The sequence below is a fragment of the Pseudomonas sp. GW823-FHT04A03 genome, assembly GCF_058796615.1.
The window spans coordinates 1-16,066 of sequence record NZ_JBXAIV010000020.1; the positions used below are offsets into that span (position 1 = coordinate 1).

Here is a 16,066-nt window from a genome sequence, read left to right on the forward strand (position 1 = left end):
CTGCGTTTTGTGCCCGAATCCATTGCACCCTCCTGATAAGAAGCCAGAAGGTGTAAACCTTATTCAGGACGAGACAGCGGGCACAAAAAAGCCGATCGGGATGATCGGCTTGAGTGTCTGAATTGAGTGAAGAGGAAACTGGATCCCCTGCAAAAGTCACTGCACATGAAAAAGCCCAACTCGCTAAAGTTGGGCTAAGTCATTGAATTATATGGTCGGGACGGAGTGATTCGAACACTCGACCCCTAGCACCCCATGCTAGTGCGCTACCGGACTGCGCTACGCCCCGACTAGGCGTGAAACTCGTTCTCCATCTCGAAGAACGCTCAAGAATATATCGCAAGCTTTTGAAAACTGGAAGTATTTAAAAGCACGAAATTATTTCTTGAGAACCACCAGAACATCTTCGAGCTCGGCGATCATCTGGCGGATCATTTGCTTGTATTGGGTGGTGTCGTCTTTGGCTTCATCGCCGGACAGACGCAGGCGCGCGCCGCCGATGGTGAACCCCTGATCGTAAAGGAGCGCGCGGATCTGCCGGATCATCAGCACGTCCTGGCGCTGATAATACCGGCGGTTTCCGCGGCGTTTGACGGGGTTGAGCTGAGGAAACTCCTGCTCCCAGTAGCGCAGCACGTGCGGTTTAACCGCACACAGCTCGCTGACTTCACCAATGGTGAAGTAGCGTTTGCCCGGGATGACGGGTAGTTCGTCGTTATGACTTGGTTCCAGCATAAGCCTCAACTCGGGCCTTCAACTTCTGCCCTGGACGAAAGGTGACCACACGGCGAGCCGTGATCGGGATTTCTTCCCCCGTTTTCGGGTTGCGGCCAGGCCGCTGGCGTTTGTCCCGAAGGTCGAAATTGCCGAAGCCCGACAATTTGACCTGCTCGTTGTCCTCAAGAGCGTGCCTGATTTCCTCGAAAAACAGTTCAACCAATTCCTTGGCTTCCCGCTTGTTCAGGCCCAGCTCTTCATACAGACGTTCCGCCATCTCAGCTTTCGTCAAAGCCCCCATACGTCACTTCCTTAACGTGGCGTTCAACCTTTGTTCGAGCGAGGTGAGGATATTTTGCGTCGTCGAATTCACCTCATCGTCATTAAGAGTGCGCGATGGATGCTGCCAGGTCAAGCCGACTGCGAGGCTTTTTCTATCAGGATCAATGCCTTTACCCTGATACACGTCAAATAGCCTGAGGTCTGTCAGCCATTCGCCTGCATTTTCACGGATTACGTCCAGTACAGCCGAGGCTGCAACGTCTTTGTGCGCAATCAGTGCCAGGTCACGACGCACTTCAGGAAAGCGCGACAACTCGTGGAATTTCGGCATTTTACCCAGAGCGACTTCAGCCAGAACCAGCTCGAAGACGAAGACCGGACGGTCCAGACCCAGGGATTTCGACAGCTCAGGGTGAATCGCGCCGATAAAGCCGACTTCACGCCCATCCCGCCCGATGCGTGCGGTCTGGCCCGGATGCAGCGCAGGATGCTTGCCCGGTGCAAAAGTGAACTGATCCAGCGCACCGGCAAAGCCCAGCACCGCTTCTACGTCAGCCTTGACGTCGAAGAAGTCCACGGTATCGCGACCTTGCGCCCAGCCTTCCGGCAGACGGCTGCCGCACACCACACCGGCAATCATCGGCTCTTGCTTCAGACCTTCCAGCTGACCGACAAAGCGCAGACCGCTCTCGAACAGACGAACACGATCCTGCTGACGATTGAGGTTGTGCTGCAACGCCTTGACCAGGCCCGGCCACAGCGACGAACGCATGGCGGCCATGTCATTGGAGATCGGGTTCGCCAACAGCAGCGGCTCGACACCCGGATTGAACAGCTCGAACTGCTTCGGATCGATGAAGCTGTAAGTGATCGCTTCCTGATAACCGCGAGCCACCAGCAGACGACGCAGCTCCGGCAGATCGCTGCGCGCTTCGGCCTTGGCCTGTGGCGCCAGACGAGCTTGCGGGTAACGAACCGGCAGGCGGTTGTAACCGTACAGACGTGCCAGCTCTTCGATCAGATCGACTTCCAGGCTGATATCGAAGCGATGGCTCGGCACTTCTACGCGCCACTGCCCTGCCCCGTCAGCGGAAACCTTCAGACCCAAAGCATTGAGCAGACGCTCGACTTCGGCCGAATCCATTTCCATGCCCAGCATCTGGGTGATGCGCTGCGCACGCAGGGTGATCGGCGCGATCGACGGCAAGTGCTGCTCGCTGACGGTCTCGATGATCGGACCGGCTTCACCACCGGTGATTTCCAGCAGCAGGCCAGTGGCGCGCTCCATGGCTTCACGGGCCAATTGCCAGTCAACACCACGCTCGTAGCGGTGCGAAGCATCGGTGTGCAGACCGTAGGAACGAGCCTTGCCCGCCACAGCGATCTGGTCGAAGAACGCACTTTCAAGGAATACGTCGCGAGTGGTCGCTGACACGCCGCTGTGCTCGCCCCCCATCACGCCGGCAATCGCCAGAGCGCGGGTGTGGTCGGCGATCACCAGCGTATCGCTACGCAGGCTGACTTCCTGACCGTCGAGCAGTACGAGCTTCTCGCCCTCTTCCGCCATGCGCACACGGATGCCGCCATTGATTTCGGCAAGATCGAAAGCGTGCAGCGGCTGCCCCAGCTCGAGCATCACGTAGTTGGTGATGTCGACGGCGGCGTCGATGCTGCGGACTTCGGCGCGACGCAGGCGCTCAACCATCCACAGCGGCGTCGGCTTGGACAGGTCAACGTTACGGATGACACGGCCCAGGTAACGCGGGCAGGCAGCAGGTGCCAGGACTTCTACCGAGCGCACTTCATCGTGCACAGCCGGAACGGTCATCACCACCGGGCGAGTGATCGGAGTGTCGTACAGCGCGCCGACTTCACGGGCCAGACCGGCCAGGGACAGGCAGTCGCCGCGGTTCGGAGTCAGATCGACTTCGATGCTGGCGTCTTCCAGGTCCAGATAAACACGGAAATCTTCGCCCACCGGCGCATCGGCCGGCAGCTCCATCAGACCGTCATTGCCTTCACCGACCTGCAGCTCGGATTGCGAGCACAGCATGCCGTTGGACTCGACACCACGCAGCTTGGCCTTCTTGATCTTGAAGTCGCCCGGCAGCTCGGCCCCGATCATCGCGAATGGAATCTTCAGGCCCGGACGCACGTTTGGCGCACCGCACACGACCTGGAAAGTTTCCGCGCCGTTGCTGACCTGGCACACGCGCAATTTGTCGGCATCGGGATGCTGCTCGGTGCTCAGTACCTCGCCCACCACCACGCCACTGAAAACACCGGCGGCCGGCGTAACGCTATCGACCTCAAGACCGGCCATCGACAGACGGGCAACCAGCGCGTCGCGATCTACCTGCGGGCTTACCCAGCCACGCAGCCATTGTTCACTGAATTTCATCCTGCTCTCCTAAGAATTCGTTACGACTAGCGAAATTGCGCGAGGAACCGCAAGTCGTTGTCGAAGAACAGACGCAAGTCGTTCACGCCGTAACGCAGCATGGCCAGACGCTCAACGCCCATGCCGAAGGCAAAGCCCGAGAACTCTTCCGGATCGATCCCGGACATGCGCAACACGTTCGGGTGAACCATGCCGCAGCCCATCACTTCCAGCCAGCCAGTCTGTTTGCAGACGCGGCAGCCTTTACCGCTGCACATCACGCATTCCATGTCGACTTCGGCGGAAGGCTCGGTGAACGGGAAGTACGAAGGACGGAAACGCACGGCCAGTTCTTTTTCGAAGAACACCCGCAGGAACTCTTCGATCGTGCCTTTGAGGTCGGCGAAGTTGATATCGCGATCGACCAGCAGGCCTTCGACCTGATGGAACATCGGCGAGTGGGTGATATCGGAGTCGCTGCGATACACACGGCCCGGGCAGACGATGCGGATCGGCGGCTTTTTCGATTCCATGGTGCGGACCTGTACCGGCGAGGTGTGGGTGCGCAGCAACATGTTGGCGTTGAAATAGAAGGTGTCGTGCATCGACCGGGCCGGGTGATGGCCTGGGATGTTGAGCGCCTCGAAGTTGTGATAGTCGTCTTCGACCTCAGGGCCTTCGGCAATGCCGTAGCCGATATGGGTGAAGAACTGTTCGATACGTTCCAGAGTCCGGGTTACCGGATGCAGACCACCTGAGGTCTGACCACGGCCCGGCAGGGTCACGTCAATGGATTCGGCAGACAGTTTGGCAGCCAGTTCGGCTTCCTCAAACAGAGCCATGCGCGCATTGAGAACGCCTGTGACACGTTCCTTGGCAACGTTGATCAGGGCGCCGACCTGCGGACGCTCCTCTGCCGGCAAATTCCCCAGGGTCTTCATCACCTGAGTCAATTCACCCTTTTTGCCAAGGTATTGAACCCGGATTTGCTCCAGGGCATTGATATCTTCAGCGCTTTGCACAGCCTCTAGTGCTTGAGAGACCAGCGCATCCAGGTTTTCCATGTACAGACTCCAGATACAAAATAGGGGAAGAGCTTGAAGGCTCTTCCCCTATTTAAGACGTTTACCACCTGGCCCCACGGAGGTGAGGCCGGGTGATTGTCGGGGGTACTTAAGCCAAGGTGGCTTTAGCTTTCTCGACAATCGCAGCAAACACCGCTTTTTCGTTCACTGCCAGATCAGCCAGAACCTTACGGTCGATCTCGATGGACGCTTTTTTCAGGCCAGCGATGAAACGGCTGTAGGACAGACCGTTAACACGAGCACCAGCGTTGATACGAGCGATCCACAGAGCGCGGAACTGACGTTTTTTCTGACGACGGTCACGGTAGGCGTATTGGCCTGCCTTGATTACCGCTTGCTTGGCAACACGGAATACGCGGGAGCGTGCGCCGTAGTAGCCTTTAGCAAGTTTCAGAATTTTTTTGTGACGTTTACGGGCAATGACGCCACGCTTTACACGAGCCATGAGTTACTTCCTCTATTCTTGATCCAAAAATTAACGAAGGCGCAGCATGCGCTCGACTTTTGCCACGTCAGACGGATGCAGCAAGCTGCTACCGCGCAGTTGACGCTTACGCTTGGTCGACATTTTGGTCAGGATGTGGCTCTTGAAAGCGTGCTTGTGCTTGATACCGTTAGCAGTTTTCAGAAACCGCTTAGCAGCACCACTTTTGGTTTTCATCTTTGGCATGTTCGGATACTCCGCATTCAGTTGATAAACATAATCAGAAGGCCTGCCGTGCCCTGTTGATTACTTCTTCTTTTTCGGGGCGATGACCATGATCAGCTGGCGTCCTTCCATCTTAGGATGCTGTTCGACCGAACCGTACTCGAGCAGGTCTTGTTCAACCCGCTTGAGGAGTTCCATCCCCAGCTCCTGGTGGGCCATCTCACGGCCGCGGAATCGCAAGGATACCTTGGCCCTGTCCCCGTCACTCAGGAAACGTACCAGGTTGCGCAGTTTTACCTGGTAATCCCCTTCCTCCGTCCCTGGACGAAACTTGATTTCTTTTACCTGAATCTGCTTCTGGTTCTTCTTCGCCGCAGCAATCTGCTTCTTCTTTTCGAAGATCGATTTGCCGTAGTCCATCACCCGGCAAACCGGTGGGACTGCGTCGGCAGAGATTTCTACCAGATCAAGCTTTGCTTCTTCAGCAATACGAAGCGCTTCATCAATCGAGACGATGCCAATCTGCTCGCCATCAGCGCCAATTAACCGAACCTCGCGTGCCGAGATATTCTCGTTGATCGGGGCTTTCGGTGCAGCTCGTTTATCTTGTCTCATTTCACGCTTAATAATAATTACTCCGAATCTGGGCGACCACGCCGGGAAACCGCTTGCGCGAGAAACTCAGCGAACTGGGCGACGGGCATCGAGCCCAGGTCAGCACCTTCACGAGTACGCACAGCGACAGTCTGCATCTCGACTTCCTTATCCCCAATAACCAAGAGATATGGAACCTTGAGCAAAGTATGCTCGCGGATTTTAAAGCCGATCTTTTCATTTCTCAAGTCGGACTTGGCACGAAACCCGCTTTCGTTGAGAGTTTTTTCGACCTGAGCGACGAAATCTGCCTGTTTATCAGTGATATTCATGATCACTGCCTGGGTTGGCGCCAGCCACGCAGGGAATGCACCTTCGTAGTGCTCGATCAGAATCCCGACGAAACGCTCGAACGAACCGAGGATCGCACGATGCAACATCACCGGATGCTTGCGGCTGTTGTCTTCGGAGACGTATTCGGCTCCCAGACGCACAGGCAGGTTGAAATCGAGCTGCAAGGTACCACACTGCCACACGCGGCCGAGGCAATCTTTCAGCGAGAATTCGATCTTCGGACCGTAGAACGCACCCTCACCCGGCTGCAGATCGTACGGCAGGCCAGCGCTATCAAGGGCTGCAGCCAGGGCCGCTTCGGCGCGATCCCACAGCTCGTCGGAACCGACGCGTTTTTCCGGACGAGTGGACAGCTTCATCTCGACATCGGTAAAACCGAAGTCGCGGTAAACGTCCATGGTCAGCTTGATGAACGCAGCGGATTCAGCCTGCATCTGCTCTTCGGTGCAGAAGATATGGGCGTCGTCCTGAGTGAACGCACGCACACGCATGATGCCGTGCAGCGCACCCGACGGCTCGTTGCGGTGGCAGGCACCGAACTCGGCCAGACGCATCGGCAGCTCGCGGTAGCTCTTCAGGCCCTGGTTGAACACCTGCACGTGGCAAGGGCAGTTCATCGGCTTGATGGCGTAGTCGCGGCTTTCCGACTCGGTGGTGAACATGTTGTCGGCGTAGTTGGCCCAGTGCCCGGATTTCTCCCACAGGCTGCGGTCAACGACTTGCGGCGTCTTGATCTCGAGATAGCCGTTGTCGCGCTGCACCTTGCGCATGTACTGCTCGAGTACCTGGTACAGCGTCCAGCCATTCGGGTGCCAGAACACCATGCCCGGCGCTTCCTCCTGGGTGTGGAACAGGCCCAGGCGCTTGCCGATCTTGCGGTGATCGCGCTTTTCAGCTTCTTCGATACGCTGGATGTAAGCCGCCAGTTGCTTCTTGTCAGCCCACGCAGTGCCGTAAACGCGCTGCAATTGCTCGTTCTTGGCATCGCCGCGCCAGTAGGCGCCGGACAGTTTGGTCAGCTTGAAGGATTTCAGGAAGCGGGTGTTCGGCACGTGCGGACCGCGGCACATGTCGACGTATTCTTCGTGATAGTACAGGCCCATGGCCTGCTCGTTCGGCATGTCTTCGACCAGACGCAGCTTGTAGTCTTCGCCACGGGCCTTGAACACTTCGATCACTTCGGCACGCGGAGTGACTTTCTTGATGACGTCATATTCTGTATCGATCAGCTGCTGCATGCGCTGTTCGATGGCTGCCATGTCGTCCGGAGTAAAAGGACGTTCGAAGGCGATGTCGTAATAGAAACCTTCGTCGATGACCGGCCCGATAACCATTTTTGCAGTCGGGTACAGCTGTTTGACCGCATGGCCGACCAGGTGGGCGCAAGAGTGGCGAATGATCTCCAGCCCCTCCTCATCCTTTGGCGTGATGATTTGCAGCGTTGCGTCGCTGTCGATGATGTCGCTGGCGTCGACCAGCTTGCCGTTCACCTTGCCGGCCAGGGTGGCCTTGGCCAGGCCTGCACCAATGGATGCAGCGACCTCGGCTACGGAAACCGGGTGATCGAATGAACGTTGACTGCCGTCGGGAAGAGTAATAGTTGGCATGGCGCCTCCTCTCCTAGTGGTGACCCCTACCAAAGGTCACGTGGGTTGGGATGAGCCAGTACAAGATCCGATCCAGGCCATTCAATGACGAACGCCTGCCTTACAGCGGCAGGAGCCTTGCGGCCAACCGGAAAACCGAACCAGAGTGACTGGGATTCAAATCAGAAAATTCGTACGCTGCCGCTACCGGGACTGAAGGTCATCCGGAGCCTGCGAACGCCCGAGCGGGGCATGCTAGCACAGATGAACGGTCACCGATGCACTCAGGTTTTTACCGAGAGGCAAATCGTCCGTTTTATGCCAGAGTGCTGAACTTGATCGGCCTTTGGGCCCTCAGATAACAAGACATTGACCCACAAGGAGCATCCTCGCATGCGTCTTAACACCCTGCTTGCCGCAGTCGCCCCTCTCGTTTTGCTGCTGCCGCTGAGCGCCCACGCCGACTGGCCAAAGGGCGAGCGTGAGAAATACATGGCTCAGTGCACCCAGGCGGCAACTCCGCAAATCGGTGCCGCTGCCGCAAAATCCCACTGCGCGTGCGGTGCCGATGCCATCAAGTCGTACCCGGCCAGCGACATTCAAGCGCTGATGGACAACAAGGCCAGCCAGGAATTGCAGCAGAAAGCCCTGGGACAAATTGCCAAATGCAAGGCCAATACCCCGGCGAAAAAATGATGAAGCAGGCCTTTTCACTGCCCCCAGCACCGCTGAAAAGCATCTGATTCAGGCCTTTTCGTACGATTTATGCAGGTTTTACAGGTTTTTTTATTGTCTTTATTTTTCGCTGAAAGCCTTTTAAACCGGGGCCTCCAGCCGAAACAGGCAGTAAAGAAAACACGACTGATTGGCAAACAGCACGTCCGGGGGGCTACCAAAGCGAACATTTCGACTATGATACCCCGGTGTGCCCAGTTGGCCTGAGCAGCACAGTACTACTGAAAATATATGTTTCTTGGAGATACACCATGTCTAATCGCCAAACCGGCACCGTTAAATGGTTCAACGATGAAAAAGGCTTCGGCTTCATCACTCCTCAAGGTGGCGGTGACGACCTGTTCGTACACTTCAAAGCTATCGAAACTGACGGTTTCAAAAGCCTGAAAGAAGGCCAAACCGTTTCCTTCGTGGCTGAGAAAGGCCAAAAGGGTATGCAAGCTGCACAAGTTCGCCCAGAGTAATTTCCCGGCGCACTAAAAAAACCCCGTCCATGTGACGGGGTTTTTTATGGGAGAAACAAAAGTCCGAAGGCTCAGCCGCAGTTGACGCGGGTAACCACCAGATTCTGATCGGTATTCAGGTTGAGGCGATCGGAGCGGTACTCCAAAGTAATCATGTCATTCGGCTTGAGGAACCGGGCGTTCTGCGCACCGGCCTTCTTGCGTGCTTGCTCCAACAACTCCGGCGAAGCTTTTTTGCCGAGAGCGAACTCCGCAGCCGATGCTTCACAACGACTATGTCCGGCCTCAGTCGCCACGGGATCCTTCTGCGACTCGCTGGAGGTCGTGGTGCAACCACCCAACAAAGCAACGGCCATCAGTGCACCCAGTGACGCGAACTTCCAAGGCATTGAAGCCTCCTTATTTCAATTTTGAGCAGAGATCGTGCGACCGCCAATACGGCGTTTGGTTTCACGGTGAGTGCCATCACCCTGCCCCACGATCGGAAAAACGCCGAGTGTGCCTGAGCAACGCCTGAAGCTTCACCTTGTAAAACGTCACTGAATATTAATGACGCTCAGTAGACATCAATGTAGTCGTAGGGCGGATTCGGCCAGTTGTCCTTGAGCGCATTGAAAATCTGCATGACCCAGACTTCATCGCTGGCCGCGACATTTCCCACGTATCCCGAGCCTTTTGCCCAAGTTTCCAGACGAAACAGCAGGCCATCGATGTCCTGACCGCCAGTGACACCCGAGGAGATATAGGCGATCCCGCCCTTGGTCACGCGCAGTTGGGTGTGTTCGTCATCACTGGCCGACGCCAGCATCCGACGGACAGCATCAAGGGTCAGGCCGTCGGGGCTATTCAAATCGATCTGCACAGCGCAATCCTTGTTTTTTGCGGAAACGACCAAGTGTCGCATAGCCCTGCGCTCATGCCTAAGTCGCAGTGCTAAACGCTCGGCAAAGTGGTTAACTCAAAACTCCGATCCCGCGACCGAGCCTTGCCATGACCACCGTAAGCATTACCGCCGACATCAAGGCCACCTGGCCACAAGGGCACAGCTCTTACAGTCCGGGCAGTCCGGAGGAATTGGCACTGATCAGCATCGACTTGCTGGTGAAGACGCTGGGAACACAGGGCGCGCAGTCGTTCATCGCCCAGCTGTTCGAGAAGTATCCCGATGACTTCAAAGGAACATCGGACACCGAGAGGGAGTAAACGCCCGCAAGCTGGCACCTGCGGGCATATGGCTTACTTCAGACGTTTCAGACGCTCGGTCAACAGATCGAAGAAGCCCTGGGCATCGCCGTTCTCCACCCAGAAGGCGTTCTTCGGCGCCTTCAAGCCGTCATACCAGTCGACAATGGTCTGGCCGAAGGTCGGGCCTTCACGGCTGTCGACCACCACATTCACCGACCGGCCAGTGAACAGCTCAGGCTTGAGCAGATAAGCCACGACGGTGGCGTCATGCACCGGGCCACCCGGGATACCGTAGTGCTCCATATCGCCTTTGATGTACTCATTGAGGATGTCGCCGACAATCTTGCTCGCATTGTTGTTCAGCGCCGCAATCTGCTTCAGGCGCGCATCGCTGGTCAGGATCTTGTGGGTCACGTCCAGCGGCAGGTAAGTCAGTTTCACGCCGCTTTTGAGCACCACTTCCGCCGCTTGCGGGTCGGCGTACAGGTTGAATTCGGCCACTGGCGTGATGTTGCCGCCATTGAAGTGGGCGCCACCCATGATCACCACTTCCTTGATCCCCTGAACGATCTCCGGCTCCTGAATCAGCGCCAGGGCCAGGTTGGTCTGCGGGCCGAGCATCGCGATGGTGATGCTGTGCGGCTTGGCTTTTTTCAGGGTGTCGATCAGGTAGTTGACCGCATTGCCTTCAGCCAGGCCTTTCTTCGGCTCATGCACCGTGACACCCGACAGGCCTTCCTTGCCATGGATGTTTTCGGCGTAGATCGGCGTGCGCATCAGCGGTTTCGGCGCGCCGGCGTACACCGGAATCTCTTCCCGCCCTGCCCACTCACGGGCCAAACGCGCATTGCGCGAAGTCTTGTCCAGACGCACGTTGCCGGCCACGGTGGTCAACGCGCGAATGTTCAGCTCCTCCGGGGAGGCCAGGGCAAACAACAGGGCGACCACGTCGTCGGCGCCCGGATCGGTGTCGATGATCAGGTCGATCTTTTCCGCCGCCTGGGCGCCGGTCGCGGTTATCACGGACAAAAGCAGCAGACTCCGAATCAGTTGATGCATTTTTTGAGCATAGCGGTGCATGGCGCATTCCTTGTGCAGATGAAATCAAAAGGGGCGAACCCTGTTTAGAACGTAACTCCAGACACCAGCACGATGTTGCAGTACGGCTGGCATTCGCCCGTACGAACAATCGCTCGTGCCTGTCGGCTGAGTACTTTGAATTGCTCGTGACTGAGCAGGTCACGCCGCCCGAGCGAGCCTTCGTCATTCAGCTCGTCCAGCGTGGACAGCGCAGTCGGTTGTTTATCGAAAATCTCCTTGGCCAGTGCATGGCTTTCCACCTGCATTTCGCTGAGCACGACTTTCAGGGTGCTGACGAAATCCGGCACGCCGTGCGTCAACGCCAGGTCGATCAGTTCGACACCCGGCGGCACTGGCAAGCCGGCATCGCCGATCACGACCATATCGCCGTGGCCGAGGGAAGCAATCAGCCGCGACAGGGCGACATTGAGCAAAGGAGTCTTTTTCATGCGGGTTTGAATGCCTGTACGTCGGAGGTGGTGGGAATGGAGGGCTGGGCACCTGCCCGGGTAACCGACAGGGCCGCAGCGACCTGCCCGAAACGAATGGCCTCGACTTCGCTTTTGCCGGCCGCCAGTGCAGCCGCAAATCCACCGACAAAAGTGTCCCCAGCGGCGGTGGTATCGACAGCCTTCACTTTGGGTGCAGGAAAATGCTGGTAGCCCGTACCGTTGGCGAACAAAGAGCCTTGAGCCCCCAGCGTGATGATGACCTTGCCGGCGCCCAGTGAAATCAGGTGCGCTGCGGCTTTTTCAGCGGTCTCCAGCGAGTCCACCGGCAAACCGCTGAGAGCGGCGGCCTCACTCTCGTTGGGAATCAGGTAATCGATGGCCGCAAACCAGTCCGCCGGAAGCGGGCGACTGGCCGGCGCCGGATTGAGGATGACCGTCTTGCCCAGCTCACGCCCGCGTTTCAGCGCATGCCCTACGGTGGAGTCGGGGATTTCCAGCTGGCAGATAATCACGTCGGCCGCTTGCAGCACGGCGTCGAACCGGTCGATGACTGCCGGGGTCATCGAACCGTTGGCACCGGCCACGATGACAATCGCGTTCTGACTGTTGTCATCGACCACGATCAGCGCCACGCCACTGGAATCCTCCACCACGCTGACCGCCTGACAATCGATCTGCTCGGCCAGCAACGCGTCGCGCAATTGCACGCCATAGTCATCGTTGCCGACACAGCCGACCATCGACACCTGTGCACCCAGTCGCGCGGCAGCTACGGCCTGATTGGCGCCCTTGCCACCGGACACGGTCGCGAAGGAATGGCCGATCAGCGTCTCACCGCCCCGGGGCAAGCGCGGCGCCCGGGTGACCAGGTCCATGTTCAGGCTGCCTATTACCACTACATTTGCGGACATACATCACTACTCTTCAATTCGTTTCAGCGGTATTCGGTGAACACGCCGGACAGCGGTGCAGTCGATTCGCGCAGGACAATACTCGGGGTCACGATCCGCTGATCCGTCGCCAGACCCGGGGTGGCAATTCTTCGCAACAAGACTTCCGCGGCCATCTCGCCGAGTTGCAGGATCGACTGCCCCACGGTCGTCAGCGCTGGATATACGTAGCGACTCATCTGGATATCGTCGAAGCCGATCACCGACAGCTCGGCGGGCACGCGCACGTTACGTTCCGCCGCCGCTCGCAGCACACCGATGCCGATCATGTCGTTACCGGCAAAGATCGCGCTCGGCGGGTTGCGCTCAAGCAGGACGGAAGCCGCGTTGTAACCGCCGGTGCTGGTGAAGTCGCTTTCCAGCATGCGCGACGGGGACACTTCAATACCGGCCTCTTTCAACGCTCGAGCAAAACCGGCCTGACGCATTTGCGCGACGCTGGTACTGGCCGGACCACCGATCGTGGCGATGTCGCGATGACCGAGCTCAAGCAGATGGCGCGTCGCGAGGTACGCGCCATATTCGTGATCGATGCGCACCAGATCGGCGTCCACGCCTTCGAGTCCACGGTCGACAATCACCATCGGCGTCTTTACGCCCGCCAGTCCTTGCGCCAGACCGCTGTCACCACCCGCCGAGGCGACGATCAAGCCGTCGATGCGTTTTTCCAGCAAGACCCGCAGGTAGCTGCGCTGTTTGTCCGGGTTGTCGTCGGAGTTGCAGAGAATCACGCAGTAGCCGTTACGCTCGCAGTAATCCTCGATCCCGCGCGCCAGTTCGGCGAAGTACGGGTTGAGGCTGTTGGGCACCAGCAAGCCAATGGTGGCGGTGGTTTTTGCTTTCAGCGAACGGGCCACGGCGCTCGGCACATAGTCGAGACTCTTGATTGCCGCCTCGACCTTGAGCCGCACCTCTTCGCTCACCGGTCGGGTCTTGTTTACTACGTGGGACACGGTCGTGTAGGAAATTCCTGCAAGTGCCGCCACATCCTTGATCGTTGCCATTTATCAGCCCCGTCGGCTTGCGCGTTGACTGCGATAGGTGTCGAGCACCACGGCGATCACGATCACCGCACCGGTGATGATGCGCTTGGTCGGCTCGGTCGCGCCAATCTGCGCCAGACCGGCCGCCAGCACTGAGATGATCAACACGCCGAAAAAGGTGCTGATCACCGAACCTCGGCCGCCCATCAGGCTGGTACCGCCGATCACCACCGCAGCGATCACTTGCAGCTCAAGGCCGGAGCCGGCGTTCGGGTCGGCCGCTTCCAGTCGGGAAATCTGGAACAGCGCTGCGATGCCGGCAAGCAGACCCATGAGGCTGAACACCAGGATCTTGTAGGGCTTTGGATTGATCCCCGCCAGCCGCACCGCTTCTTCGTTGGTACCAATACCGATCAGGTAGCGACCGAACACGGTACGGGTCAGAACGGCCTGGGCAATGAAGATAACCAGCAAGGCAATGATGAAGGAAGGCGAAATGCCGAAGGCAATCGGGTTCGACAGCCAGGCGAACGAGTCACCGATGTAGGCCGTGCGCGAACCGGTCATCTGATAGGCCAGACCACGGGCCATCTCCAGCACACCCAAAGACACGATGAACGACGGAATTCGCCACGCCACGGTAATCGAGCCGGTAACCGTGCCGGCCAACGCCGCGACGGCCATCCCCAACAAGGCAGCCGGCAATACGCTCCAGCCCCAGCCAAGAATCGCCACGCTGACCGTGGAGGCCGCGAGTGCCAGTACCGAGCCTACCGACAGGTCGATTCCGCCGATGATGAGGACGAACGTCATGCCCACCGCCAAAACCATCAGGTCGGGAATCTGGTTGGCCAGGGTACTGAAGGTGTTGTACGACAGGAAATGGCTGCTCATGACCGAGAACAGCGCAATCATTGCCAGCAACGCGCCAGCCAGGCCCAGGTAAGTGCCGAGGCCGTAGAAATTGCCACTGGATTTGCCGGCGGAAGATGCAGTTTTCATGGGAGATCCCTAGGCGCTGCTTCGTTGAGCAGCGCATCACGTTTCTGGTAGCCGGCGAACGCGGCGGCAAGCAAGTCATCCTGGGTCCAGCTGTCGCGCTCGAACGTGTCGATCAGGCGCCCTGCCGACAACACACCGATGCGGTCGCAGATCAGCATCAGCTCGCGCAAATCGCTGGACACCACGACCAACGCCTTGCCCTGACGGGTCAGTTCGCCGAGCAAGGCATAAATATCGAATTTGGCGCCGACATCGATACCGCGAGTCGGCTCGTCGAACAGCAGCACCGAACAGTCGCGCTCGAGCCAGCGACCAATCACCACCTTTTGCTGATTGCCGCCGGACAGTTCCGACACCAGTTGCGTCGGGCTGGAACTGCGGATGCGCATGGCGTCGATCTGCCGCTGCGCGAGCTTGGTTTCATCGCCGTTGTTGACGAACCCGCCGCTGGAAATCTCCGGCATGTTGCCCAAGGCAATGTTGGCGCTGATCGATTGGCTCAGCAGCAGGCCTTCGCCCTTGCGATCCTCGGTGATCAGGGCGATGCCGTTGCGCACCGCGTCGACAGGCGAACGGATGCTCACCGTTTTTGCCGGCGAACCGAGTGCCACAGTGCCGCTGTCCGCGACATCGGCGCCGAAGATCAGCCGCAAAAGTTCGGTGCGCCCTGCCCCGATCAGACCCGAGATGCCAAAAATCTCACCGGCGCGAACCTCAAAGGACACGTCGCGCACCTTGTCGGAGCGGGTCAGACCTTTCACCGTCAGGGCCGGCGCGCCGATATGACGAGCCCCAAGATCGATATGCTCGCCCAGCTCGCGACCAACCATCAGGGTGACCAGTTGCTCGCTGTTGTAATTGGCCATCGGTTCGACGCAAACCAGGTTACCGTCGCGCAATACGGCAATGCGCTGCGCGACCCGGGCCAGCTCTTCGAGGCGGTGGGAGATGTAGATGATCGAGACGCCGCGCGCCTGCAACCGGGTGATTTGCTCGAACAACATCTCGACTTCACGGGCAGTCAGCATCGCAGTCGGTTCGTCGAGGATCAGCACGTGGCAATCGCCGATCAGGTTACGGGCGATCTCGACCATTTGCTGGTGACCGATGCCCAGCTCGCCGACCAGTGTGTCCGGGTCGATGGCATCAAGGCCGACTTGAGCCATGGCTTCGATCGCGGCTTTGCGCAGCTGCTTGCGGCTGATCCAGCCACCGTTGCTCGGCAGGTTGTCGAGGAACAGGTTTTCCGCCACCGAAAGCGTCGGCAGCAGATTGAGCTCTTGCATGACCATGCGCACACCCAGCTCTTCAGCCTGCGTGCGGCTGCCGGGGCGATATTCCTTGCCCTGGAACTGCATCTGACCGGTGGTGGGTGTGACCAGCCCGCCGATGATCTTCGACAGGGTGCTTTTGCCGGCACCGTTCTCACCGGTCAGCGCCAGCACTTCACCGCGCATCAACGTCAGGTCGATGCCGGTCAGAACCGGTTGCGCATAGGTCTTGCCGATACCGCTGACCGAGAGGACAGCGTTCGGAGCGGAAACTGACATAAAAATCTCCATGCGCTC

General features: G+C 58.3%; 19 protein-coding genes and 1 tRNA gene. 3 read left to right on the forward strand and 17 right to left on the reverse strand.

Annotation, left to right across the window (positions count from 1 at the left end; genetic code table 11):
• Positions 1-212: 212 nt before the first annotated feature.
• The 9 genes from AC1Q9F_RS27980 to thrS all read right to left on the reverse strand — a co-directional run bounded on the left by AC1Q9F_RS27980 (position 213) and on the right by thrS (position 7,668).
• Positions 213-289: transfer RNA gene (locus AC1Q9F_RS27980), tRNA-Pro, on the reverse strand.
• Positions 290-378: 89 nt separating this feature from the next.
• The gene (locus tag AC1Q9F_RS27985) at positions 379-735 is read right to left on the reverse strand and encodes a MerR family transcriptional regulator (RefSeq protein ID WP_003179985.1); all 357 of its coding nucleotides are present in this window, start codon (positions 733-735) and stop codon (positions 379-381) included.
• Complete coding sequence (gene ihfA / locus AC1Q9F_RS27990; protein WP_002553164.1) at positions 716-1,018, reverse strand: integration host factor subunit alpha; 303 nt, start codon at positions 1,016-1,018, stop codon at positions 716-718. The genes AC1Q9F_RS27985 and ihfA overlap by 20 nt, the downstream gene beginning before the upstream one ends.
• A gap of 3 nt (positions 1,019-1,021) precedes the next feature.
• Positions 1,022-3,400 carry a phenylalanine--tRNA ligase subunit beta gene (gene pheT, locus AC1Q9F_RS27995; protein ID WP_492620805.1) on the reverse strand — a complete coding sequence of 793 codons (2,379 nt, stop codon included), beginning with the start codon at positions 3,398-3,400 and terminating at the stop codon, positions 1,022-1,024.
• 26 nt (positions 3,401-3,426) lie between these two features.
• Entirely contained in the window at positions 3,427-4,443 is a 1,017-nt protein-coding gene (gene pheS, locus AC1Q9F_RS28000; RefSeq protein ID WP_011333387.1) for a phenylalanine--tRNA ligase subunit alpha, read from the reverse strand.
• Positions 4,444-4,552: 109 nt separating this feature from the next.
• The gene (gene rplT, locus AC1Q9F_RS28005) at positions 4,553-4,909 is read right to left on the reverse strand and encodes a 50S ribosomal protein L20 (protein WP_007913489.1); all 357 of its coding nucleotides are present in this window, start codon (positions 4,907-4,909) and stop codon (positions 4,553-4,555) included.
• A 30-nt stretch (positions 4,910-4,939) separates the two neighbouring features.
• A complete protein-coding gene (gene rpmI / locus AC1Q9F_RS28010) occupies positions 4,940-5,134 on the reverse strand; it encodes a 50S ribosomal protein L35 (RefSeq protein WP_002553160.1) in 195 nt (64 codons plus the stop codon).
• Positions 5,135-5,194: 60 nt separating this feature from the next.
• A complete protein-coding gene (gene infC / locus AC1Q9F_RS28015) occupies positions 5,195-5,746 on the reverse strand; it encodes a translation initiation factor IF-3 (RefSeq protein WP_169432615.1) in 552 nt (183 codons plus the stop codon).
• Positions 5,746-7,668, reverse strand: coding sequence for a threonine--tRNA ligase (thrS, locus tag AC1Q9F_RS28020; protein ID WP_039771550.1), 1,923 nt, complete (start codon positions 7,666-7,668; stop codon positions 5,746-5,748). The genes infC and thrS overlap by 1 nt, the downstream gene beginning before the upstream one ends.
• A gap of 372 nt (positions 7,669-8,040) precedes the next feature.
• Between thrS and AC1Q9F_RS28025 the strand changes: the two genes are divergently transcribed.
• Both AC1Q9F_RS28025 and AC1Q9F_RS28030 read left to right on the forward strand, forming a co-directional pair.
• A complete protein-coding gene (locus AC1Q9F_RS28025; protein ID WP_085747799.1) occupies positions 8,041-8,343 on the forward strand; it encodes a hypothetical protein in 303 nt (100 codons plus the stop codon).
• A gap of 290 nt (positions 8,344-8,633) precedes the next feature.
• On the forward strand, positions 8,634-8,846 hold the full coding sequence (locus tag AC1Q9F_RS28030; protein ID WP_007956027.1) for a cold-shock protein: 213 nt from the start codon (positions 8,634-8,636) through the stop codon (positions 8,844-8,846).
• Between the two features lie 71 nt (positions 8,847-8,917).
• Here AC1Q9F_RS28030 and AC1Q9F_RS28035 read toward each other — a convergent pair whose 3' ends face one another.
• Together AC1Q9F_RS28035 and AC1Q9F_RS28040 are read right to left on the reverse strand one after the other, a co-directional pair.
• Complete coding sequence (locus tag AC1Q9F_RS28035) at positions 8,918-9,235, reverse strand: I78 family peptidase inhibitor (protein WP_207985611.1); 318 nt, start codon at positions 9,233-9,235, stop codon at positions 8,918-8,920.
• Between the two features lie 167 nt (positions 9,236-9,402).
• The gene (locus tag AC1Q9F_RS28040; protein WP_007956024.1) at positions 9,403-9,708 is read right to left on the reverse strand and encodes a hypothetical protein; all 306 of its coding nucleotides are present in this window, start codon (positions 9,706-9,708) and stop codon (positions 9,403-9,405) included.
• 128 nt (positions 9,709-9,836) lie between these two features.
• Here AC1Q9F_RS28040 and AC1Q9F_RS28045 point away from each other — a divergent pair, with 128 nt between their 5' ends.
• A complete protein-coding gene (locus AC1Q9F_RS28045; RefSeq protein ID WP_007956023.1) occupies positions 9,837-10,049 on the forward strand; it encodes a hypothetical protein in 213 nt (70 codons plus the stop codon).
• A gap of 33 nt (positions 10,050-10,082) precedes the next feature.
• On the opposite strand, the gene AC1Q9F_RS28050 is transcribed toward AC1Q9F_RS28045, so the two are convergent.
• From AC1Q9F_RS28050 to AC1Q9F_RS28075, 6 genes are read right to left on the reverse strand one after another with little or no spacing between them, the layout of a single operon-like run.
• Positions 10,083-11,111 carry a nucleoside hydrolase gene (locus AC1Q9F_RS28050; protein ID WP_085612793.1) on the reverse strand — a complete coding sequence of 343 codons (1,029 nt, stop codon included), beginning with the start codon at positions 11,109-11,111 and terminating at the stop codon, positions 10,083-10,085.
• A 44-nt stretch (positions 11,112-11,155) separates the two neighbouring features.
• Positions 11,156-11,560, reverse strand: coding sequence for a D-ribose pyranase (rbsD, locus tag AC1Q9F_RS28055; RefSeq protein ID WP_007956017.1), 405 nt, complete (start codon positions 11,558-11,560; stop codon positions 11,156-11,158).
• Positions 11,557-12,474 carry a ribokinase gene (gene rbsK, locus AC1Q9F_RS28060; protein ID WP_492620806.1) on the reverse strand — a complete coding sequence of 306 codons (918 nt, stop codon included), beginning with the start codon at positions 12,472-12,474 and terminating at the stop codon, positions 11,557-11,559. The genes rbsD and rbsK overlap by 4 nt, the downstream gene beginning before the upstream one ends.
• Positions 12,475-12,497: 23 nt before the next feature.
• Positions 12,498-13,517 carry a LacI family DNA-binding transcriptional regulator gene (locus AC1Q9F_RS28065; protein ID WP_207985607.1) on the reverse strand — a complete coding sequence of 340 codons (1,020 nt, stop codon included), beginning with the start codon at positions 13,515-13,517 and terminating at the stop codon, positions 12,498-12,500.
• Positions 13,518-13,520: 3 nt separating this feature from the next.
• A complete protein-coding gene (locus AC1Q9F_RS28070; RefSeq protein WP_007956013.1) occupies positions 13,521-14,498 on the reverse strand; it encodes an ABC transporter permease in 978 nt (325 codons plus the stop codon).
• Positions 14,495-16,048, reverse strand: coding sequence for a sugar ABC transporter ATP-binding protein (locus AC1Q9F_RS28075; protein WP_007956011.1), 1,554 nt, complete (start codon positions 16,046-16,048; stop codon positions 14,495-14,497). The genes AC1Q9F_RS28070 and AC1Q9F_RS28075 overlap by 4 nt, the downstream gene beginning before the upstream one ends.
• Between the last annotated feature and the right edge of the window lie 18 nt (positions 16,049-16,066).